The organism is Nocardiopsis sp. NPDC058631, assembly GCF_042716955.1.
GTDB lineage: Bacteria > Actinomycetota > Actinomycetes > Streptosporangiales > Streptosporangiaceae > Nocardiopsis.
Map to the genome: position 1 here is coordinate 1 of NZ_JBHXQY010000018.1, position 21,463 is coordinate 21,463.

A 21,463-nucleotide genomic window follows, 5' to 3' on the forward strand; every position below is an offset into this window, starting at 1 on the left:
CGCGGACGAGGACCCCTCGTTCCAGGTCGCCACGGACGACCAGACCGGCCAGACCATCATCTCCGGTATGGGCGAGCTGCACCTTGAGGTCCTCGGTCAGACCCCGGCGGACTCCTTCTTCCTCGCGTCGCCGGAGCCGCCGGTCCCCGAGCTCCCGCGGTTCTCCGGGCGGAGCGTGGAGTCCTTGCGCAGGAACCACGTCAGCTGTGGTTCGACCGCCCACTGCATGCCCTTGCGTACCCACGGGGTGCACAGGAGCAGGGTCAGGGACACCGCTCCGAAGGCCGTGAGAGCCGTGCCCGTGGGGCCTCCCACCATGTCGTACCAGGGCGAGGCCTTGAGCAGGAGCAGGGCCACCGAGTGGCCGAGGTACACGTACAGGGTGTAGGCGCCCAGCGAGGTGAACCAGGTGCGCCGCTTCGGAGTGAGCGCCAGCACCGCGATGGTCATCAGCAGGGCCAGGCCCATGAAGGCGAGGCGGATGCCGAAGCTGGGCAGGAGCGGGTCGATGTCCCGGTCGGTGAGGCTGTCCTTCCAGAAGAGCCAGTCGCGGCTCCACCGGTCGGAGATGGGCACGGCCAGTACCGCCGTCGTTCCGAGCACGACGACCGACAGGATCCGCACCCACAGCCGGTCCAGGAGCGCGAAGTGCTCACGCCGCAGGCTCAGCCCCAGCACGAAGAAGGGGAGGAAGCTGACCACGCGGCCCATGGACAGCGTCTCGCCCAGGCTCGCGGTGGCGCCGAACATCGAGATGACCACGGCGATGAGCACGGGCCAGCGGAGCTGCTTCCACACCGGCACGCTCAGGCGCCAGAGGAAGAGCGCGACCAGGAACCACAGGGTCCAGGTCGGTTTGAGTACCGAGGCCGCGTCGGGCAGGCCGCCGCGCTCGAAGAAGTAGATCGTCTGGTGGAGCGTCCAGAAGATGAGGTAGGGGACCGCGACGGTCACGACCAGCTTCTCCACGCGGTTCGACGAGGCGTCGAAGGACCGCGACAGGTACCCGCTGATCATGATGAACGCGGGCATGTGGAAGAAGTAGATCCAGTAGTACAGGGCCTCCGTGGGCCCGTGGTCGCGGAGCGGCTCGATCGCGTGGCCGAAGACGACCAGGGCGATGAGGATGAACTTGGCGTTGTCGAGGCGGGCGTCACGGCCTGGCGCCTGGCCGGTCTTGGGGTCCGGACCCCGGTTGTTCGCGCCCTGCCCTGGTTCCGGAGGGCGGGCTGCCGGACTGGTCATGGATGAGGCCACGGGTGGGCTCCGAAGATCACTGATTTCTGGGGCATGTGCGTGGTCCGACGGGCCCCGTGCGCGGGGCCCGGACCGACCGCGGGGGCCGGGATACGGATGGGAGTGTGCCGCGTGGCGCGCGAGGGGGGCACCGGAAGGTCGGATGAATCATCGTGCTGCGTTACCTTACTGTGATGTTGCAAGGTATGCCAGCGGTTCGCCCAAATCTGTGGAAAGTTCCTCGGATCCTCCCCACGCACGGTGAAAGTGGTGCGGGAGAGACACACACAACGTGATCGACTCGGGCGGATGATGGCTTTCCGTGTGCAGACCCTAACCCATGCGGCGCACCGTGGCGGACGCTGGGTGAACGTGCCAGTGTGTGGCTGTGACGGCCCCGCCGCTAGGCTGGGCCGTCAGGTAGTCCCCCTCCAGTCGAGATACGGAAGAAGGCGGTGGAAACCGTGCCGCACGCGGTGGACCCCGACCGTGCCGCCCAGCACGGGAGCGTGGTCATGCGACTCCTCGACGAGCTCTTCCCGCTCGTGGAGGGGTTCTACGTCGATCTGCACAAGAACCCGGAACTCTCCCACGCCGAGCAGCGGACCGCCAGCGGCGTCGCGGAGTGGCTCACCCGGACCGGCTACGAGGTCCACAAGGGAGTCGGCGGCACCGGCGTGGTGGGCATCCTGCGCAACGGCCCCGGCCCCACGGTGATGCTCCGCGCCGACATGGACGCGCTCCCCCTGCAGGAGAAGACCGGCCTCCCCTACGCGAGTACGTCCCGCGCCCTCGACCCCGACGGCGTCGAGGTGCCCGTCATGCACGCCTGCGGGCACGACGCCCACACCGCCTGCCTGGTGGGCGCGGCCGACCTCCTCTCCGAGACCCGCGACGAGTGGGCCGGCACCGTCATGATCGTCGCCCAGCCCGCCGAGGAGACCCTCGACGGCGCCCAGGCGATGCTCGCCGACGGCCTCTACGACCGCTTCGGGCGCCCCGACGTCATCCTCGGCCAGCACCTCGGTCCGCAGCCCGCGGGACTCATCTCCCACCGCGCCGGGATCATCCTGGGCGCCTCGCGCGCCTACCGGGTGCGCGTGTACGGAGAGGGAGGCCACGCCTCCCAGCCGCACACCACCGTCGACCCGGTGGTCATCGCCGCGAACATCGTCACCCGCCTCCAGGGCGTGGTGTCCCGTGAGATCAGTCCGAGCGAGATGGCGGTCCTGACCGTCGGCAAGCTCCAGGCCGGGACGAAGGCCAACATCATCCCCGACGAGGCCTACCTGGAGATCAACACCAGGGCCCTCAACGACAGCGTCGCTGACCAGCTGGAGGCCTCGATCGAGCGGATCGTGCGCGCCGAGGCCGCGGCCTCCGGGGCCACCCGCGAACCCGACGTCGAGATGTTCGTGTCCTGCGGCGTCACCCGCAACGACGCCACCTGCTCGGCGGAGGTGGCAGCGGCCCACCACGCCTACTTCGGCGACGACTACGTGATCCACCTGCCGGACCCCTCGCCGGGTACCGAGGACTTCAACTACTTCGGACTCCCCGGCGAAGCGCAGCCCATCCCGTACGTGTTCTGGTTCGTCGGCGCCACCCCCCACGACGTGTGGGAGGCCGCTCCCGGCGACACCCCGTACGAGAAGATGGGCAACGTCCCCAGCAACCACTCGCCGTTCTTCGCGCCCGCGCGCGAACCCACCCTGCGCGCGGGGCTCGCGGCGATCACCGTCGCCGCCCTGTCCTACCTGGGCTCCGACAGCGGCCGAAGCGGTGCTCCGGCGGCCCCGGAGGGTGCGTCCTTCCCGGGCCCCGCGCCCACCGGCGACCCGGTCGTCCCGGACGACGATCCCTTCGCCAGGGGCGGGGCGGACCCGTTCGCCGACCCCCTCTCCGACCCGTTCGGCCGGCCGCCCGGCCAGTCCGCCACGGCGGGCCGGCCCGCGCACACCGGGTTGCCCGAGCCCAACGACGCCTACGACAGCGCGTTCCTGGCCTCCTCCTGGCCCGACCCTCCGCAGGATCCAGCCAAGTCCACCTACGACGCCGACATGGACGCCGTGATGGGGGCCCAGGACGAGGAGCTGCGCGACGAGTGGCGCAGCGGGAAGGTCGAGGAGTCCACCCTGTCGGCGGACATGGCCTCGATCCTGGACGACGACGGGGTCACCCAGGCGCCGCCGCAGGGCCCGCCCGCGGGTCCGTCCTACGGCGGGCCGCCGCCCCGGGGCAGCGCCCACAACGCGCCGCCGCCCCCGGGCCCCGACGACGACCTTCCCGACGCCGAGTACCGTCTCTGACCGCGGATGGGGGACGGCCCCTGGCGGTGGGGTGACCGCCGCCTGCGCAGGTCCCTGCGTCATCCCCGGGAGATCCCCGTCCTCGTGGTGTGTGTCGCGGTGACCGTCTTCGCCGTGGTGGGCGCGGTCAGCCGCGCCTACGCCGGTGACCCGAACGAACCCCTGCTGCTGCTCAGCCTGCCCGCGCTCGTCTACTTCGTGCGCGGGCAGCTGTACGCACGGCAGAGGGTCAACGGGGTGCGCATCACCGAGGAGCAGTTCCCCGAGGCGCACAGGATGGTCGCCGAGGCCGCCGCCGCGTTCCGTATGCGGCAGGCGCCCGAGGCGTACGTCGTACTGGGCAACGGCGTCATCAACGCCTACGCCTCGGGGCACGGGTTCCGCCGCTACGTCGCGGTCAACAGCGACCTGTTCGAGGTGGGCGGGCTTCTCGCGGACCCCGACGCCCTGCGGTTCGTGATCGGGCACGAGGTGGGGCACATCGCGGCCGGCCACACGTCGTTCTGGCGTCACTTCGGCATCTCGGTGGCGAACGTGATCCCCGGCGTGGGCAGCTCCCTGGGGCGCGCCCAGGAGTACACGGCCGACAACCACGCCTACGAGTTCTGCCCCGAGGGCATGCAGGGCCTGAGGGTCCTGGCGGTGGGCAAGTACCTCTACCCGTCCGTGGACTTCGACGACATCGCCGCGCGCGCCCGCACCGACACCGGGTTCTTCGTGCTGCTGGTCAACTTCCTGTCCAGCCACCCGGTGAACACGTTCCGGTTCGCCGCGCTGGCCGACCGCAGCAGACCGGGCCGGGTCTTCTAGGACCTCCCCCGCGCCCCGCGCGGGCCGGACAGCCTCGCCGCCACCTGCGAGGGGAGGGGCTCGTGGCGCAGGTACTCCCGGGTGAACACCCCCGTGCCGTGGGAGAGCGACCTCAGCTCCACCGCGTACCGGGCGATCTCCAGTTCCGGAACCTCCGCACGCACCACCGCCCGGCCGCCCGCCGCCGTCTCGGTGCCGACCACCCTGCCCCTCCTGGCGGACAGGTCGCTCATCACCGGACCCAGGTAGGAGTCGTCCACCTCCACGGCCACCCCCGAGACGGGTTCCAGCATCGCGAGCCCCCCGGCCGCGGCGGCGTCCCTCAGGGCCAGGCGTCCCGCCTTCTGGAAGGCCATGTCCGAGGAGTCCACCGAGTGCGCCTTGCCGTCGTACAGCGTCACCCGGATGTCCACCAGCGGGTAACCGGAGTCCATGCCCTCCTCCATCTGGGCGCGCACGCCCTTCTCCACCGACGGCACGAACTGGCGGGGCACCACGCCGCCGACGATCTCGTCCACGAACTCCAGGCCCGACCCCGACCCGAGCGGCTCCACCCGGATCCGGCAGACACCGAACTCGCCGTGCCCGCCGCTCTGCTTGACGTTGCGGCCCGTGCCCTGCGCGGGGACCGCGAAGGTCTCACGCAGCGGTACACGCACCTCGCCGGTCTCCACCAGGACGCCGTGGCGGTGCTCCAGCCGGTCCAGGGCGGCGTCGAGGTGTGCCTCGCCCAGGCTCCACAGCACCATCTGGTGGGTCTCCGGGTTCACCTCGACCCGCAGGGACGGGTCCTCGGCCACCAGCCGTGCCACCGACTGGGAGAGCTTGTCCTCGTCGGCGGAGGACGCGGCGGCCACCGCCACCGGGAGCAGCGGCTGCGGGAACCGCCACGGCGACACCCTGAGCGGTCGTTCCGGGCTGGAGAGGGTGTCGCCCGTGCGGGCGTCGGGCAGCTTCGCCACCAGGCACACGTCGCCCGCGACGGCCCGCCCGACGGGGCGGCTCTCCCTCCCCAGCGGGACGGACAGGGCGCCCGCACGCTCGTCGTTGCCGACCCGGTCCAGGTCACCCGTCCCCGTCAGGCCGCAGGGAACGCCGTGGCCGTGCAGGTGGACGGCGGCGTCGGGGGTCAGCGTCCCCGAGAACACGCGCACCAGGCTCACGCGGCCCACGTACGGATCGCTCGCCGTGCTGAGGACCTCCGCGACGAGTGGGCCGTCCGGGTCGCACGACAGCCCGGGTACCGGCCTCCCCTCCGGGGTCGCCACGGAGGGGAACGGGCGCCGGGTCGGGTCGGGGCACGACAACGGCAGCTCGCGCAGCAGTTCCCGCACACCCACGCCCCTGGTGGGGCTGATCGCCAGCACGGGGTGGAACCCTCCCGAGGCGACGGCCTTCTGGAGGTCCGCGATGAGCAGGTCCGGATCGAGTTCGCCGCCCTCCATGTAGCGGTCCATGAGGGCCTCGTCCTCGCTCTCGGTGATGACCTCCTCGATGAGGGCCCGCCGGAGCGGTTCCGCGGTCCCACGTAGCCACTCCGGGGCCGGACGCGCACCGGGGGCGGACTCCGGTCCGAACCCGTGGCCGCTCGCGTCCGAGCGTTCGGAGTAGTCGTAGTAGCGCTCGGAGACGAGCCCCCAGACGCCGACCACGCGCCGGTCGTCCCCGCTCCCCTCGACCGCAGGGACGTAGGCGGGATGGACACCGGAGCCGAAGGCCTCCTGGCACTGGGCGACCACGTCGTCGTAGTCCGCGCGGGGGTGGTCGATCTTGGTGACCGCCACGGCTCGGGGCATACCGATCGCGGCGCACTCCTCCCAGAGCACCCGGGTGCGGCCGTCGACGCCCTCCAGGGCGGAGATGACGAACAGGGCGGCGTCCGCGCCGCGCAGTCCCGCGCGCATCGCCCCGATGAAGTCGGCGTATCCCGGGGTGTCCAGCAGGTTCACCTTGACGTCGCCGACCATGACCGGGCTGACGGTCAGGTGGACCGACCTCTTCTGGCGGACCTCGACGTCGTCGTGGTCGCTGACGGTCGTGCCCTCCTCCACGCGGCCGGGGCGGCCGATCTCCCCGGCGGCGACGAGCAGGGCCTCGACCAGACTCGTCTTTCCGGAGCCGGTCGGGCCGACCAGTGCGATGTTGCGGATGTTCTGGGGCCTCTCGGCCCACGGTACGTCTACGGCTCGGTCTGCCATCCCTGCTGCCCAGCCCTTCGGGATCCGTGGGGCGGTGGTCACGGCGGGCCGGACGTCACCGTCCGCTGGGTGACCTGTGACACTCCTACCGTCACCCTTTGCGGGCTCCACGGCAAGAGGGCTTCGGTTCCGGAATCCGGCTTGTGCACTATGGCGGGTTTCGGACCCTCTACTATTGCCCCGTGCTATGGTCGGAGACTCTCCCTCAGTTCAGTTTCGCCGGGACCGTCCTCACGGTCCTGCTGCTCCTCTTCGCGGCGGTCGGCGAACCCCTTCTCGGCAGGAAGGCCTTTGCGTGGCTTTCCGGTAGGCGGGGTGGTGACGCACGTGCGCTGACACAGGTGCACGCCGTCACCATGGCGGTCCATGTCCTCTGGGGCCTGGTCGTCCTCGGGGTCCTGCTGCTCTCGCCGGACCTGCTCCCCTCGGACCTCGGGCTGCGGCTGCCCGACGCGTGGGGGCCGGTCGTCGGGGGCGCCGTCGGAGGCCTGATCGCCCTCGCGGCGCTGTGGGTCCTCGTCAACGGCCTGCCTGCGAACCTGCCCCGGCCGACGAGCCTCGTCCCGGGCAAGGGCAGGCGGGGCGGAGGCGGTCGGCGAGGGGGCCGGTCCGGCCCGGACGGCCCCGGAGCACCGACCGACCAGGACGATCCGGAGGGCGCCGAGTCGCCCGGGGACCGCGGAGACGGCGGATCCCCCCGGGCCGGCGGCCGACGGGCCACCGGGCACCGCGGCCGCCGTGCCGCGGCCGCCCCGATGACCCTCCCCGAGCCGGAGCGCGACCGAGGCCTCCTCGTACCGCGCACCACGCGGGAGCGGGCGGTGGCCGCGGGGGTCGCCGTCACCGGAGGAGTGTTCGGCGAACTGCTGTACCGGGGGCTGTTCATCGCCCTCGTCGCGGGCACGGGTGTGCCGCTGTGGGCGGCCGCGGTGCTGTCGGTGGTGCTCTTCTCCGTCGCGCACCTCTACCAGGGCTGGTGGGGGCTGGTCAGCGCCGGTACGTCGGGGACCCTCTTCACGGTCCTGTACCTGGGTACGGGAAGTATCTGGGTGCCGATCCTCGTGCATGTGGCGCTCGATCTGCGCTCGCTGGTCTTCCCGCCCCCCGCCGTCCGCGAGGAGGGGGAGCGCCTCCACGAGGACTACGACGACGAGTACGACGACGGGTACGACGACTACGAGGAGGCCGGCTACGAGGAGGGGTACGACGGGTACGAGGACCGGCCCGCCGTCGGCGACACCGGGGTGATGCCCCCGGTCGAGGACGAGCCCCCGGCACCTGCGGACGGGTTCCCGGGCACCGCGCCCCCCGCTCGCGGAGGAACCCCCGCGCACGGGACCCGTGCCCTCGGGGAGGCTCCGCCACAGGATCTCCGCACCGGTGGCTCCGCGCCGGATCGTCCCGGCTCCGGGGCCCCGCCGTTCCGGGGTGGTGCGGGCGGTGCTGGTGGGACTGCCATGAACAATGGGCCCTCTGGGGGCCCGCACGGGTACGACGCCCCGGGAGGTGGCGGGCCTGCCTTCGGAGGCACCCCCGCCCAGGGCGGCCCCTCCTGGGGCGGCCCCGCGCAGAGCGCTCCTTGGGACGGCCCCGGTCAGGGTGTGGCCCCGCAGAACGCTCCGAGGCACGGCGCCCCCTCCCGACAGGGGTGGGGCGGGCCGGACGACGGTTTCCCCTCCGGCGGCCAGGACTTCGGCCGCGCACCCGTCGACCCTCCCTCTCAGGGCACACCCGGGGGCCCGCCGTTTCAGGGTGGTGCCGGTGGGACCGTCATGAACAGCGGGCCCTACGGCGGACCGCCCGCGTACGGTGCTCCGACGTGGGACGGTCCCGAGGCCACCGGTACCCCCGACCGCGGCGCCCCCTCCTGGGACCCCGCGCCCGGATACGGCTCCGCCCCCTCCTGGGACCCCGCGCCCGGGTACGGTCACGCACCCGGGCACGACCCCGCGCCCTCCTGGGACCCCGCGCCCCCCGGCTACGGCGCCGGCCACGGGCCCTCGCACGCCGCCCCGCCCCCACAGGGCCCGGACCCCTACGGCGACAGGGGCGACGTCCTGGGCAGCCCTCCGCAGACACCGCCCAACGACGGGCGGCGCCTGTACCCCGACGAGTGGATCGACCACAGGTACGGCGACGGGGGCGACACGCCGGGGCCGGGTCCCACCCACGGGAGGTGATCGGGCACGATGGGGAGGTGCCCGACGCCATTCACGAACCAGTCGACCAGCCACGAGAGAGCCGCTACTGGCTGACCACCGCGGACGGGGTCGGGATCGACGCCGTCCTCCGGCGCGGCGACCAGGCCCGTACCGAGGCGGTGATCCTCGCCAACGGGTTCACCGGCACCTACCGGAGCCCGCACACGTCCGCGATCGCCGAGACGCTCCTCCCCGTCGGCGACGTGATGACCTTCGACTTCCGCGGTCACCACGGCTCAGGCGGGCGCAGCACCGTGGGCAACGAGGAGATCCACGACCTGGAGGCGGTCGCCGTCCGCCTGCGGGAACTCGGCTACACGTCCATCGCGGTGGTCGGTTTCTCCATGGGTGCGGCCGTCGCGGTGCGCCACGCCGCCATCTACGGCGGGGTCACCGCGGTGGTCTCGGTCAGCGGGCCCAGCCGCTGGTACTACCGGGGCACGCGCAGGATGCGTCTGCTCCATCTCGGAATCGGGCGCACAGCCGGCCGCTTCGTCCTGCGCACCTTCCGCAAGGTCCGGGTCACCGACCGCGAGTGGGACTCCCGACCCGCCGAGCCCCGTGAGATCGCCGGCGAGCTGTCACCGACACCGCTCCTGGTCGTACACGGCGAGGCCGACACCTACTTCCCGGTCTCCCACGCCACCGCCATCCACGACGCCGCCCGCGAGCCGCGCGAGCTGTGGATCGTCCCCGGGATGGGGCACGCCGAACGCGCCGTCACCCCCGAGCTGGGCCTACGTCTCAGGGACTGGCTCAGCGAGCGGATCGTCCGCGAGGACTGACCCCGCGCGCCCGGTCGCGGGCGGCGCACGACCGGTCGGAGACGCCGTCGACAGGCATCCCCCCGTGCACTAGAAAGGAGGGATGATCCGATCTGGTTCGCCCTCCTCCGAGAACGGGGCGACGCCCGCCGAGTTCACCACCGACGACCTGCCCGGCCTGAGGGGCAAGGGCTTCGCGCTGCTCATCGCGGCCACCGCGATCGGTCTCTGCGGGTTCGCCGCCGTCCTCCCCCTGGTGCCCCTGTGGGCCACGCGCGGGGGTGTGGGCGAGTTCGGCGCCGGAAGCACCACCGCCGCGTTCATGCTGACCACGGTGCTCACCCAGCTCGCCATGCCCTGGATGCTGGAGCGGGGCGGCTACCGGTGGGCCTTCCCCGTCGGGGCGCTGGTCATGGGCCTGCCGACCCCCCTGTTCGCCCTGACCACGGACCTGGGCCCGCTCCTCGCCGTCTCGGCCGTGCGCGGTGTCGGCTTCGGCATGGTCAGCGTCGCGGGCACCGCGCTCGCCGCGCGGCTGGTTCCGCGCAGCCAGGTCGGGCGTGCCACCGGCTACTACGGGCTCGCGGTCGGCCTGCCGCAGGTGTTCATCCTGCCCGGCGGTGTGGCCCTGGCCCTCAACGTGGGCTTCGCGCCCGCGTTCTGGATCACCGGACTGTGCTCGGTCGTGGGCGCGCTGCTGGCCGGGGGCGTCTGGTTCGCCGACGGCGGCCGCAACCGGGCGGCGCTGCGGAACCCCGTACGGGCCGCGACCGACACCCCGGACGCGCCCTCGGGCCTTCCGCTGCTGCTGGCCCTCGCCGCCCCGCTGGTCCTGATGCTGCTGACCGCCTCCGCGGCCGGAGCGATCATCACCTTCCTGGCGATCCCGTTCGAGCAGGCGGCGTGGCTGGTGGGCGCCACCCTGGCCGCCTACGCGCTGGCGGTCGTCGCCGGCCGGTGGACAGCGGGAATGCTGCACGACCGCTACCGGCGCACCCTCCTGCTGCTGCCCGGCACCGTGGGCGCCGTCATCGGCATGTCCCTGGTCACCGCCGCCCTGTGGACGCACGGCGACGGTGGTGCAGGACCGGGTACCGGGACGGTGCTACTGGTCGTCCTGGGGGCCCTGGTGTTCGGGCTCGGCTTCGGCGCGGTCCAGAACGAGGCCGTCACCCTCATGCTGGACCGCGCGGGCCCCGCGGGCTACGGCCGGGCCAGCGCGGTGTGGAACATCGGCTACGACGCGGGAGCCGGCGCGGGGGCGATGCTCCTCGGCCTGCTGATCCAGCTCTTCGGCTACGCCCCCGCCTTCGCGGTGACGGCGGTGGCTCTGCTGGCAGCGGTCCCGCTCGCGCTCACCCGCCGGGGCGCGCGCCCCGGCCCCTGAACCGCTGTGAGGCGAGGGGACGGAGCCGCGCGTCCTTCCGGCCGTATGGCGGCGGAGGGTCCTTTCCGAGGCGCGCGAATGCCCACGGTCCTCGTGGCCGCCGGCCCGGGGCCTCGATGGTTCCCCGCACAGCGCTCCTCTACGCAGGCCGACCGTCCGCGTTGCCGTCGAAAAGCTCGCGGGCGCGGCGAGCCAGCGCTTCCCGTACCTCATCCGGTGCCAGGACACGCAACGGGGTGGCCAGGCCGAGCAGGTACCGGGCGAGGCCGTCCGCATCGGGTCCGCCGATCTCGACGACGGTGGCCTCGGAGCCCTCGGAGCCCTCGGAGCGGTGGATGCCGACCGTCGGCGGGACCAGCCGGACCGCCTGTTCCATCGGCAGCGGAAGGAGGATCGTCGCATAGAGCGGATACACACCGCTCGCCAGCGCACCGGAGACAAGCAGTGCCGGGTCGGGCGGATCCACCAGCGCGACCGCGTGTCCGGTCGGCCGCATCCGCTCGATCCTGTCGGCTCGAAACGTCCGCCATTCGTCGCGCGCCACGTCGCGGGCGACGAAGTACCAACGGCGGTCCGTGCGCACCAGGCGGTAGGGATCGGCGTCCCGGTCCGTCACCCGCCCCTTCCGGTCGCGGTAGGACAAGCGAACGCGCTCACCCAGGCGGCACGCGGTGACCAGTTCCAGCAGCGCGCCGGGGGCGATCTGTGGTTGGTCCGGTCTGGTCGTGTGCACGAAGGCTGAGTCCATCTCACCGAGTCGGTCCGCGACCCGTGACGGCAGGGCCTGTCGCAGCTTCAACAGGGCCGACAACGCGGCCTGTTTGCTCCCGAGAACTCCGCTCAGCGCCGCCTCGCGCAGCCCGACGGCGACGGCCAGCGCCTCCTCGTCGTCGAGGACCAGCGGCGGTATCCGGGCACCGCCACTGAGGCTGTAGCCGCCCCACGGTCCGGGGCCGGAGTCGACTCCGTAGCCGAGTTCCCGGAGCCTGGCGACGTCCCGTCGGACCGTGCGTTCGTTGACCGCCATGCGTTCAGCCAGGTCGCCGCAGGTCCACGACGGCCGCGCGGACAGCAGTGAGAGCAGGTGCAACAAGCGGGCGGATGTGCTGATCACGTCCTGAAGTCTCTCCCACGACCAGGACCGGATCTGTCCTGATCGCGCCCTAACGTGCTGTCCATGAGCACCGAAACCACGGTCGTACCCACGATGCGCTACACGGCGGTCACCTTCGACTGCCCCGACCCCGCCGAGCTGGCCCGCTTCTACGGCGAAGCTCTCGGCCTGCCCGTCGCCTACTCCAGCGACGACTTCATCCTGCTCGGCCAGGAGGGGTCGGCCGGGCTGGGCTTCTCCCGGCTGTCGGGCTACCAGCGGCCCACCTGGCCGGATCCCGCCCAGGAGAAGCGGGCCCACCTCGACCTGGGCGTCGACGACCTGGACGCCGCCCAAGCCAGGCTCCTGGCCCTGGGCGCGACCGAGCCGTCGAGCCAGCCCGAGCCCGATCGGTGGAGGGTTCTGCTGGACCCCGCCGGACACCCGTTCTGCATCTCCGTCCTGGTCTGAGCGGTCGGCCCGGTCCTCCTGAGGCCGCGAAGCAGAGCGCACTCGGTCTCATGTCCGAGGGTGTGGCCTCTGGCCGGCGGCAAGCACCAGGTGTGCGGCACCCTCGATAGCCACCCGTTTCAACCCGGAGCACCCCTCTGCGTCAGATGCAGAGGGGTGCTCGGTGCAATCGCCGGAACCGCGGGCGGGGGGAGCGGGATCGGAGTGTCTGCACGCCCGAGTCGATGGTCCTCGCTCAGGCGTTCCACCCGCAAAAACGACTTCACAGGGCGTGCGAACAGCGCATCTGACGGGATTCGACCTACTACTAGTACGACGAGATGTGCACGTGGTCGTAGTGGTTCTGGGTGTTGTCGCCCCGGTCGCTCATCCAGGTCCACGAACCGGCCTGCCAGATCTGCTGCTCCCAGATGATGTACTTCACGCCCAGCCGGTCGGCGTTGTCGATCGCGAACTGGGAGATCTGGGCGCCCAGGGCCTTGTTCTCGGCCGAGGGGATCGCGCCTCCGGAGCTCATCATGAAGTCGCAGGCCTGGCCCACACCGTGGTCGTCGGCGCTGGAGCGCAGGCAGCCCACTGGGTAGGGGGCGCCGTACTGCATGACGATCTCGTCCCGGATCGCGGCCATGCGGGGGGTGGCCCCGTCCCAGCCCCAACCCTTGGCGCTTTCGGGGATGCTGCCGGTGCCCGGGGTCTCGGGCACCTGCTCCTCCTCGTACTCCTGGATGCGCTCCTCGATGTCCTCGCGCTGCGACTCCAGGTCCTCGACGAGCTCCTCGGCCTCCTCCATCTCCAACTGGAGGTTCTCGGCGACCTCCGCCGCCTCGTCGCGGGTGTCGATCAGCCCGGAGATCTGCTCGGACTGGCTCTGCCCCAGGTAGGAGAGGGTCGCGGCGTCGCTGAACATCTCCTCCGGGTCGCTGGAGAACATGACGTTGAGCGCGGGGTCGAGACCGGTGTCGTTCTTGTACTGGGAGGAGGCGATGGTGGACACGCCGGCCCGTGAGGCCTCCAGGCGCTCCTCGACCTCCTCCAGGTCCTCCTCGGCCGCCTCGACGCGCTCCTTGATCTCGGTGAACTGGATCAGTTCGCCGTCGTAGCTCTCCTCAAGGTCCTCGGCACGCTGGGTCAGCTCGTCGATGTCGACCTCGTCGTCACCGGGCTCCGCCTGCGCGGTGCCGGGCAGGCCGATCAGGAGCGCCGCCGTGACGGCGGCGAGGGACAGCGCGGCACGTTTGCCGCGGAAGGTGTGGGGAGGAGTGGTCGTCATGTGTGCTCCGAGGGCGGTCCGGGCGTATCCGCTGGGCCGACGGCGCGGTGCGTGCCGTGGGGTGGGGGATGCTCAGCAGACCTTACGAGATCGTGGCGTGACGTGACTAGTGCGTCGACTCACGTGACTGCGTGGGCGCGGGGGACGTGTCCGAAGATACCCGGGGCCGGAGACCGGACCGACCCTCGCAGGCCGGTCCGTCCGGCGGGTGGCGGTCTCAGCCCGCTCCGCCGAAGGCGCTGGGAAGCCGGTCCCCGGTGGGAGCGGACGGTCCGGTCGGCGACGCGGGCATGAACCAGTCGGAGCGGCGGATGTCACGCATCGCGCGCTTGCGGTTGGCGGGGTCGAGCCGCTCCACGTAGACCATGCCGTCGAGGTGGTCGGTCTCGTGCTGGAGGCAGCGGGCCATCAGCCCCGTCCCCTCCACGGTGACCGGCTCGTTGCGCAGGTCCACACCGGTGACGACGGCGCGCTCGGCCCGGCGGGTGGGGTACCAGAGCCGGGGGACCGACAGGCAGCCCTCCTCGCCTTCCTGGACCTCCTCCGACAGCTCCGCGATCTCGGGGTTGATCACATAGCCGATCCGGTCCTCCACGTTGTAGCTGAACACGCGGAGGCCCACTCCGATCTGGGTGGCGGCGAGCCCGGCACGGCCGGGGGCCTCGACCGTTTCGAGGAGGTCCCGGACCAGGGCCTCGGTGTGCTGGTCGAACCGGGTGACGGGTGTGGTCGGGGTGACGAGGACGGGGTCGCCGAAGCGGACGATGGGGCGCATGGTCATGAACCCCAGGTTAGTCGGGCCGACCGGGACAGAGCCCACGGTCTCCGGGTCTCCCGAGCGGACCCGGGCGGAGAGCGGTCAGGCGGCCAGGCCGGGGCGCAGGGAGTCGTCCAGCACCATCTCGATGTAGTCCAGGGCGGCCCGGCGGCGGGCGAGCGCGCTCTCGTACAGGGAGGGTGCGTCGGCGTTGCGGCGCACGCGCAGGCACTCGTTGACGATGTGCTGCCACGTCTGCGGGAACGCGTGGAGGGCGTAGGCGCCCGCGCCCGACTTGGAGGTGATCTCCCCGGTCTTCAGGGTGAAGTGCAGGCGGCTGACGCTCAGCACGCTCCAGGAGGGGGCCAGTGAGCCGAGGACGGCCATACCGCGCGGGGTGACCAGGCGTCCGGCCTTCTCGCGCCAGCGCCGCCACTGCTCGTCCAGAGACCCCAGGGACCAGGCGCGCAGGCTCTCGGGCTCGTCCCACACGTCCAGTTCGAGCGGGTGGGGGCCGCGGATGGTGACCCCGTGCTCGGCGAGGATGTGCCAGGTCACGGGGTTGACGTCGGCGCTCGCGCGCTGCCGGAACCGGCCGCCGACCACCGAGGCGACGGGGCCGCAGGCGGCGGGGTCGCGGGCGAGGTCCTCCCAGGTGACGTGGACGCCGTTGAACTGGGGCCGGGGGACCGCCGCGCGCGTGCGCGCGTGCGCTCCGCGCAGCAGCTCCAGTTCGCCCGGGTCGGGGGCCCTGTGCGTGACGACGACGAAGTCGACGTCGCTGGTGTGCGGGCGGTAGTCGCCGAGGGCGACCGAACCGGTGAGGTAGAGGCCTTCGACCAGGCCGGGGGCCTCCTGGTCCGCGTGGGCGAGGAAGGTCTGGGTCAGCGTCTGCACCCGAGGGTGGACGGCCATGCTCACTCCAGTCTGCACGGTGCGGTGTGGGTCGCGGGGGCCGCCGCCGGCGGTGGGGTCCGGCGAGCGGTTGCCCGTGAGCGGTCCCGGGGCGCGTGGGCCTGCGGGGACATGCTCCGCTCGGTACCAAGTGTGGGCGGGTCGGTGGCCCATGGCAAGTGATCACGCCGGACCGGCATCCTGTCCCCCCACGTCAGGTGGTGTGCAGCTATGACGTTGCGGGGGAGTTCACACCCTTGACAGGAACGGGGCCGGTGTGGCAAGAGTTGCCAGTTCCGTGGTTCTCGGGTGCGCTTCGATAACACCGCAAAACCGTTCCCGGGTCCGGTGCCCGGTCCGGCGCACATTCGGTGGCACGTGCATCCGCACCGGGCGAATGCATGGGAAATTGTTTGCGCGGTATTTCTCTACAGAACTCGTGACCAAAGGGATTTTTCACTCGGGGTGGCAATGCGTGGTGTGGCGTCGGACATGCCCGCCGGGTCGAGGATTCCGTACGGAGGCGGACGTTTCGGCATCAGGGCAGGTGGAAGATGTGGTTCCCGTCGTTCCGGGTGTCACTCCTCCGGTCGGGCGGTGGCACTGAGGCGTACGCCACTTCCCGGACAAGTAGACACTTTCCAGTTTTTCGGCGATTGTTATGGTTCACCAAGACTTACCCAGGTGATAACCATCACAGCCATTGTCTGCTGTTTCCCTCCATGTAACACGAGAGCACTTCCCTGAAACTGTGCCCCTTTACTCTCGGCGGACAACGGTAGATCTCACTGCGATTCCAAGGAGCCGTGCATGGTCCCGACGATGGTCCTCGTAGCCGACGACTCACGTGACGCCCACCGGCGGGAGGCCCTGTGCGGCCTGGCCGCGGCGGTGGCCGACCGGGGCGAGGTGCCGGTCGCACCGGCCTTCGGCAGCCCCGCCGAGGTCACCGCAGCCATCCACGCCGTCCGCGGGCCCAAGGTGGTCGTCCCCGCGTTCGTCGCCGGCGGCGACGTCGCCAGTGCCCACCTCCTCTCCAGGCTCGACCTCGGCGGCCTGGGGAACGCCTGCCACACACCGCCCCTCGGGGCGGTCCCGTCCATCGTCGCCGACCTCGCGGGCAGGCTCACCGACTCCGGCTGGAGCCGGGACGACGGTGTGGTCCTGGCCGCTGACGGCACCACCGGTACGGAGGAGCGCCAGGTCGTCATGGACGTGGCGCGCATGCTCAGCCGCCGCCTCGGATCCCCGGTCCAGGTCGGCTACCTGCGCACCTGGGCGCCGTCGGTGTTCGACGCCGTCGACCGGCTGCGCCGCGACGGCCGCGACAACGTCGCCGTCGCCGCGTGGAGGCTGGTCGACGGGCCCGACTTCGACCTGCTGCGCGGGCTCGACGTCACGGCCCTCACCACCCCGCTGTGGCCCTCGGAGCTGGTCGTGGACACGCTCCTCGCCCAGCACCGGGCGGCCAAGGGAAGGCTGGTCTGACCCGGCGGAGGAGGCCTCCGGGTTTCCGGGGCAGGCCCCACGGCGGGTGACGTTCCCGCGCCGTTCGGTAACGAAGGGGGTTCGGGTCGCGGCCGTGCCGTTACCGGGACCGCGAGGTTGGGTAGGTGTCGTGAGGGCGGGAACTCCCCGCACCCACAACGCGGCACCTGCGCCCCGTCCGCGTCCCGGCGACGCGGACCGGCCACGGTGCGACTCCTCCGGAGCTGTGCACTCCCCCGTCGGCGAGGAGGCCTCCTGCGACCGGCGCGGGCCCCGAGGGCGCCCGCGCGGTACGGGCAGGGTGGCCCGCCGAGCCGCGGCGGGGCTCGACCCCGACAGGCATCGTCGTGAGCGAACCTAAGGTGGATGTATGAACCACGTCACAGCGCAGTTCGTCGGCGACCGGCAGCGTCGGCGTCTGGAACGGCGCTTCGGCAGCCACGTGGGCGAGTGGCTGACCGAGCTCCCCGCGATCGTCGAGGAGCTCGCCTCCCGGTGGCGGCTGACGGTCGAGGCCCCCGCCCCGCGCGGGCGCACGTCCGTGGTGATCCACGTCAGGCGTGCCGACGGGGCCGAGGGGGTGCTGAAGCTCTCCCCGGAGAGCGGGTTGGCCGTTTCCGAGGCCAAGATGCTCCGTATGTGGGCGGACTCCCACCGGGTACCCCGCGTGTGGGACCTCGACGAAGACCGGGGAGCCGTCCTCATGGAGCGGATCGACGGAGACACGATCGCCGACCGGGGCACCATGCCGCCGATGGAGACCGTCGGTGCGCTCATCGCCGAGTTGCACGCCACCGAGGTGGCCCCCGGTGAGCTCGCGGAACTCCGCCCGCTGACGTCGCGGGTGCAGTTCGTCTTCGACTACTGGAACCGCGAGCGCGGCGAGGGCCCCGCGGCCGAGGTGGTGTCGGCCGCCGCCATGCACCGCGGCTTCTGCCTCGCCCGGGACCTGGCCAACGGGACCGTCGACGTGGTGCCCGTGCACGGCGACCTACACCCGGGCAACGTCATCGACGGGGGTGCGCGGGGCCTGGTCGCCGTCGACCCGCGCGCGTGCCTCGGCGACGGTGCGGTCGACGCCGTCGACTGGGCCCTGTGGAAGGCCACCGGGGTGGCCGAGGTGGAGCGCCGCGTGCACGTGCTCTCCGGCGCCATGGGCGTGGACGCCGACCGGATGTTCGAGTGGGTACGCGCCTTCGCGCCCTGCCAGGCGGTCGCCAAGGCCGGCCGGGGCCAGGTCGGCACCGACGAGTTCGACGTGCTCATGGAGCTGGCCGGGGGCGCCGCCGTCGCCCGCTGACCCGGCGGGGCGGGCCCCGGGGGTCAGCCCGCCCCCTCGAAGCGGTAGCCCCGGCCCGCCTCCGTGATCAGGTACCGGGGACGGGCGGGGTCGGGCTCCAGCTTGCGGCGCAGCTGCGCCATGTACACCCGCAGGTAGTTGGTCTCGCTCTGGTACGCCGGCCCCCACACGTCGTGGAGGAGCTGGCGCTGGCTCACCAGCTGCCCGGCGTGGCGTGCCAGGATCTCCAGGATGTGCCACTCCGTCGGGGTCAGCCGCACCTCCGCACCGTCGCGCAGGACCCGTTTGGCGCCCAGGTCCACCGTGAAGCACGACGTGCGCACGACAGGGGCCTCCTCCGTGCGGACCGACCGGCGTTCGGCCGCCCGCATCCGGGCGAGCAGTTCGTCCATCCCGAAAGGCTTGGTGACGTAGTCGTCGGCGCCCGAGTCCAGGCACCGCACCTTCTCCCCGGCGGAGTGCCGGGCCGAGAGCACGATGATCGGTACCTGGGACCAGCCGCGCAGGCGCCGTATGACCTCCAGCCCCTCCATGTCCGGCAGCCCCAGGTCGAGGAGGACCACGTCCGGGTGGTTCCCGGCGGCCAGGTTCAGCGCCGTGGCACCGTCGGCGGCCGTGTCCACGTCGTGCCCGCGCGCGCGAAGGTTGATCCGCATGGCCCGGATGATCTGCATGTCGTCGTCAACGACCAGGACCCGCATCGGTCCCCCTCTCGCCACCGGTGTCCCTCTGGTCAGGTTCTGTCGCCCGCAGGGTGAAGACCATCGTCAGCCCGCCCCCCGGGGTGTCCTCGGGGTCGAGTCTGCCGTGCATCGCCTCGACGAAACCACGGGCGACGGCGAGCCCCAGCCCCACGCCGGTCCCCTGGGGCGCGTCGCCCAGGCGTTGGAACGCCTCGAACATGCGCTGCTTGCCCTCGTCCGAGACGCCCGGCCCCCGATCCGCCACACGCAGTTGCACGCTGTCGCCGTGCGCGCTCGCGGCGACCAGGACGGGCACACGCGGGTCGGGGTTGTAGCGCACCGCGTTGGCGACCACGTTCGCCACCGCCCGTTCCAGCAGCCCGGCGTCCGCCAGGACGCGGGGCAGGCCGTCGGGGACGTCCACGGTGACGGCGTCGTGGGGCAGCCCCAGGAGGGTGATCGGGACGACCTCCTCAAGGCCCACCGCGCGGAGTTTGGGACGCACGTTGTCGGTGTGCACACGGCTCATGTCCAACAGGTTGTCGATCAGGCGGTTGAGCCGGTCCGTGGACTCCTCCGCGGTCTCCAACAGGTCCTCCCGGTCCTGCGGGGTGAGCGTGATGTCGGTGGCACGCAGGCTCGCCAGGCTCGCCTTGATCGACGTCAGCGGCGTACGCAGGTCGTGCGACACCGCGGCCAGCAGGGCGGTGCGGATGCGGTTGCCCGCCGCCTGGCTCCTCGCCTCGGCGGCGTCCCACTCCAACCGCTGGTGTTCCAGTGCGATGCCGATGTGCGCGGCGAACGCGCGCAGCACGCCCCGGTCCGCGGCGGGCAGCACCCGGCCGCGCAGGGCCAGAGCCAGGTTGTCGGAGACCGACACCAGGACGTCCGACTCGTCGGGGGAGTCGCAGGCCGGGGCCCCGACACTGTGGGCCGGCCGCCACCGGCCGTCGTCCAAACGCTCCAGGAGCGTCGCCGACCGCTGCCCGAACGTCTCCCTGATGCGTCGGAGCAGTGCCTGGAGGGGTTCCTTGCCCGACAGGATGCTGCCTGCCAGGAGGGTCACCGCGTCGGCCTCGGCACGGGCCCGCGCGGCCTGCGCCGACCTGCGGGCCGCCATCTCCACCACGATCGCGACCAGCGCCCCGACCAGGGTGAACGCGGTCAGCGCGACCACGTTGTCCAACGACACCGACGGCCGCCCGTGCAGCGGGGACAACAGGACGGTGAGCAGGATCGCGCTCCACAGAGCCGACACCAGCGCGGGGCTCAGCCCGCCCACGGCCGCGGTGGCGACGGTGATCAGCAGCAGGAGCAACGTGTCGGAGGCCGGACCCACATTCGAGAAGAGGGGCAGCGCCATCACCAGCGACACGAGGGTGGGCGCCAGCAGGGCCAGCGACCACCCGGTCACACGGCGGTGCTCGCCCAGCCCCCGTCCGGGAGGCGGCAGGGGCCATCGGCCGCTGCCCACGCGCTCGTGGGTGACGATGTGCACGTCGATGTCGCCGGAGTCGCGGGCGACGATCGCGCCGACCCCGGGACCCAACACGTACTGCCAGGTGCGGCGGCGAGACGAGCCCAGCACGATCTGGGTGGCGTGCACACCCCGGGCGAACTCCAGCAGGCCGGTCGGGACGTCGTGGCCGACCACCTGGTGGTAGGTCCCGCCCAGCTCGGCGAGGAGCCTCCGCTGCCGCAGCAGGTCGTCCGTGGGTGTCTGCGCGATCCCCTGCGGGGGGACCACGTGCACGGCCAGCAGGTGGCTCGGCTGGGGGCGGCCGCCCCGGGACCTGGCCGCGACGCGTGCGGCCCGGCGGATCAGCGTCTCGCCCTCGGGCCCCCCGGTGAGCGCCACGACGACCCGCTCGCGGGCCTCCCAGGTCCGATGGATCTCGTGCTCGCCGAGGTAGCGGGACAGGCTCTCCTCCACGCGGTCGGCGATCCACAGCAGCGCCAACTCGCGCAGCGCCGCCAGGTTGCCCTCCCGGTAGTAGTCGGCGAGGGCGGCGTCGACCCGCTCGACCGGGTGGATGTCGCCGTGCGCCATGCGGCGGCGCAGCTCCTGCGGGGTGATGTCCACGAGTTCGACCTCGGCCGCCCGGCGCACCACGTGGTCGGGGATCGTCTGCCGGGGCCGTACCCCGGTGATCTGGTGGACGACGTCGTTCAGGGACTCCAGGTGGTGGATGCCCACGGTCGACAGGACGTCGATGCCCGCCTCCAGCAGCTCCTCGACGTCCTGCCAGCGGTTCGCATTGGGCGCCCCCGGCGGGTTGGGCCGTGCGAGGTCGTCGACCAGGGCCATGCCGGGCGCCCGGGAGATCACGGACGCGGTGTCCACCGAGCCGGACGGGTGGGGCGGGACGCCCTCCAACCCCTCAAGGAGGGCGGACGTGCGCTCCCGGCGGTGGGTGTGGACGGCGGCGACCACCACGTCGGTGCCGTGCGCGGCCCTGCGGTGGGCCTCGACCAGGACATTGTGCGTGGTACCCACCCCCGGGGCCGATCCCAGGTAGATACGGAGTTTTCCTCGTGCCACGGCATCCATTGTCGGGGCATCCGGGTGCGTCCGGGCATGGTTCCCGACGTGAGGTCGGTT

At 72.2% G+C, this 21,463-nt stretch carries 16 protein-coding genes and 1 pseudogene; 9 read left to right on the top strand and 8 right to left on the bottom strand.

Annotated elements, in window-relative coordinates; genetic code table 11:
* Positions 1–118, top strand: a pseudogene (locus ACFWTE_RS08820) (hypothetical protein); the annotation flags it as partial.
* Here ACFWTE_RS08820 and ACFWTE_RS08825 read toward each other — a convergent pair.
* Positions 97–1,245, bottom strand: coding sequence for an acyltransferase family protein (locus ACFWTE_RS08825; protein WP_378778734.1), 1,149 nt, complete (start codon positions 1,243–1,245; stop codon positions 97–99). The pseudogene ACFWTE_RS08820 and the gene ACFWTE_RS08825 overlap by 22 nt on opposite strands.
* 446 nt (positions 1,246–1,691) lie before the next feature.
* Between ACFWTE_RS08825 and ACFWTE_RS08830 the strand changes: the two genes are divergently transcribed.
* Positions 1,692–3,545, top strand: a complete 1,854-nt coding sequence (locus ACFWTE_RS08830; RefSeq protein WP_378778735.1) for an amidohydrolase — start codon at positions 1,692–1,694, stop codon at positions 3,543–3,545.
* Between the two features lie 6 nt (positions 3,546–3,551).
* Complete coding sequence (locus tag ACFWTE_RS08835; protein WP_378778736.1) at positions 3,552–4,355, top strand: M48 family metallopeptidase; 804 nt, start codon at positions 3,552–3,554, stop codon at positions 4,353–4,355.
* Here ACFWTE_RS08835 and ACFWTE_RS08840 read toward each other — a convergent pair.
* A complete protein-coding gene (locus ACFWTE_RS08840; RefSeq protein WP_378778737.1) occupies positions 4,352–6,553 on the bottom strand; it encodes an elongation factor G-like protein EF-G2 in 2,202 nt (733 codons plus the stop codon). The genes ACFWTE_RS08835 and ACFWTE_RS08840 overlap by 4 nt on opposite strands.
* A 182-nt stretch (positions 6,554–6,735) precedes the next feature.
* Here ACFWTE_RS08840 and ACFWTE_RS08845 point away from each other — a divergent pair, with 182 nt between their 5' ends.
* The 3 genes from ACFWTE_RS08845 to ACFWTE_RS08855 all read left to right on the top strand — a co-directional run bounded on the left by ACFWTE_RS08845 (position 6,736) and on the right by ACFWTE_RS08855 (position 10,905).
* A complete protein-coding gene (locus ACFWTE_RS08845; RefSeq protein ID WP_378778738.1) occupies positions 6,736–8,733 on the top strand; it encodes a type II CAAX prenyl endopeptidase Rce1 family protein in 1,998 nt (665 codons plus the stop codon).
* Positions 8,734–8,750: 17 nt separating this feature from the next.
* On the top strand, positions 8,751–9,539 hold the full coding sequence (locus ACFWTE_RS08850) for an alpha/beta hydrolase (RefSeq protein ID WP_378778739.1): 789 nt from the start codon (positions 8,751–8,753) through the stop codon (positions 9,537–9,539).
* Between the two features lie 82 nt (positions 9,540–9,621).
* Positions 9,622–10,905 carry an MFS transporter gene (locus tag ACFWTE_RS08855; RefSeq protein WP_378778740.1) on the top strand — a complete coding sequence of 428 codons (1,284 nt, stop codon included), beginning with the start codon at positions 9,622–9,624 and terminating at the stop codon, positions 10,903–10,905.
* Between the two features lie 139 nt (positions 10,906–11,044).
* Here the strand turns inward: ACFWTE_RS08855 and ACFWTE_RS08860 are convergent, their stop codons facing one another.
* The gene (locus ACFWTE_RS08860) at positions 11,045–12,019 is read right to left on the bottom strand and encodes a helix-turn-helix transcriptional regulator (RefSeq protein WP_378778741.1); all 975 of its coding nucleotides are present in this window, start codon (positions 12,017–12,019) and stop codon (positions 11,045–11,047) included.
* Between the two features lie 63 nt (positions 12,020–12,082).
* Between ACFWTE_RS08860 and ACFWTE_RS08865 the strand changes: the two genes are divergently transcribed.
* Entirely contained in the window at positions 12,083–12,469 is a 387-nt protein-coding gene (locus ACFWTE_RS08865; protein WP_378778742.1) for a VOC family protein, read from the top strand.
* Positions 12,470–12,776: 307 nt separating this feature from the next.
* On the opposite strand, the gene ACFWTE_RS08870 is transcribed toward ACFWTE_RS08865, so the two are convergent.
* From ACFWTE_RS08870 to ACFWTE_RS08880, 3 genes are all read right to left on the bottom strand, one after another.
* Positions 12,777–13,739: a hypothetical protein gene (locus ACFWTE_RS08870; RefSeq protein WP_378778743.1), complete on the bottom strand. Its 963-nt coding sequence runs from the start codon at positions 13,737–13,739 to the stop codon at positions 12,777–12,779.
* Positions 13,740–13,956: 217 nt separating this feature from the next.
* The gene (gene def / locus ACFWTE_RS08875) at positions 13,957–14,520 is read right to left on the bottom strand and encodes a peptide deformylase (protein WP_378778744.1); all 564 of its coding nucleotides are present in this window, start codon (positions 14,518–14,520) and stop codon (positions 13,957–13,959) included.
* A gap of 78 nt (positions 14,521–14,598) precedes the next feature.
* On the bottom strand, positions 14,599–15,411 hold the full coding sequence (locus ACFWTE_RS08880) for an aminoglycoside adenylyltransferase domain-containing protein (RefSeq protein ID WP_378778745.1): 813 nt from the start codon (positions 15,409–15,411) through the stop codon (positions 14,599–14,601).
* Positions 15,412–16,200: 789 nt separating this feature from the next.
* On the opposite strand from ACFWTE_RS08880, the gene ACFWTE_RS08885 reads away from it, so the two are divergent.
* Positions 16,201–16,878: a sirohydrochlorin chelatase gene (locus tag ACFWTE_RS08885; protein ID WP_378778746.1), complete on the top strand. Its 678-nt coding sequence runs from the start codon at positions 16,201–16,203 to the stop codon at positions 16,876–16,878.
* A 370-nt stretch (positions 16,879–17,248) separates the two neighbouring features.
* Positions 17,249–18,178 carry an aminoglycoside phosphotransferase family protein gene (locus ACFWTE_RS08890; protein WP_378778747.1) on the top strand — a complete coding sequence of 310 codons (930 nt, stop codon included), beginning with the start codon at positions 17,249–17,251 and terminating at the stop codon, positions 18,176–18,178.
* 23 nt (positions 18,179–18,201) lie between these two features.
* Here the strand turns inward: ACFWTE_RS08890 and ACFWTE_RS08895 are convergent, their stop codons facing one another.
* Together ACFWTE_RS08895 and ACFWTE_RS08900 are read right to left on the bottom strand one after the other, a co-directional pair.
* Positions 18,202–18,879 (bottom strand): response regulator, encoded by a 678-nt coding sequence (locus ACFWTE_RS08895; protein ID WP_378778748.1) that lies wholly within the window; start codon positions 18,877–18,879, stop codon positions 18,202–18,204.
* On the bottom strand, positions 18,860–21,412 hold the full coding sequence (locus tag ACFWTE_RS08900; protein WP_378778749.1) for an ATP-binding protein: 2,553 nt from the start codon (positions 21,410–21,412) through the stop codon (positions 18,860–18,862). Before ACFWTE_RS08900 ends, ACFWTE_RS08895 begins: the two co-directional genes overlap by 20 nt.
* Positions 21,413–21,463 lie beyond the last annotated feature (51 nt).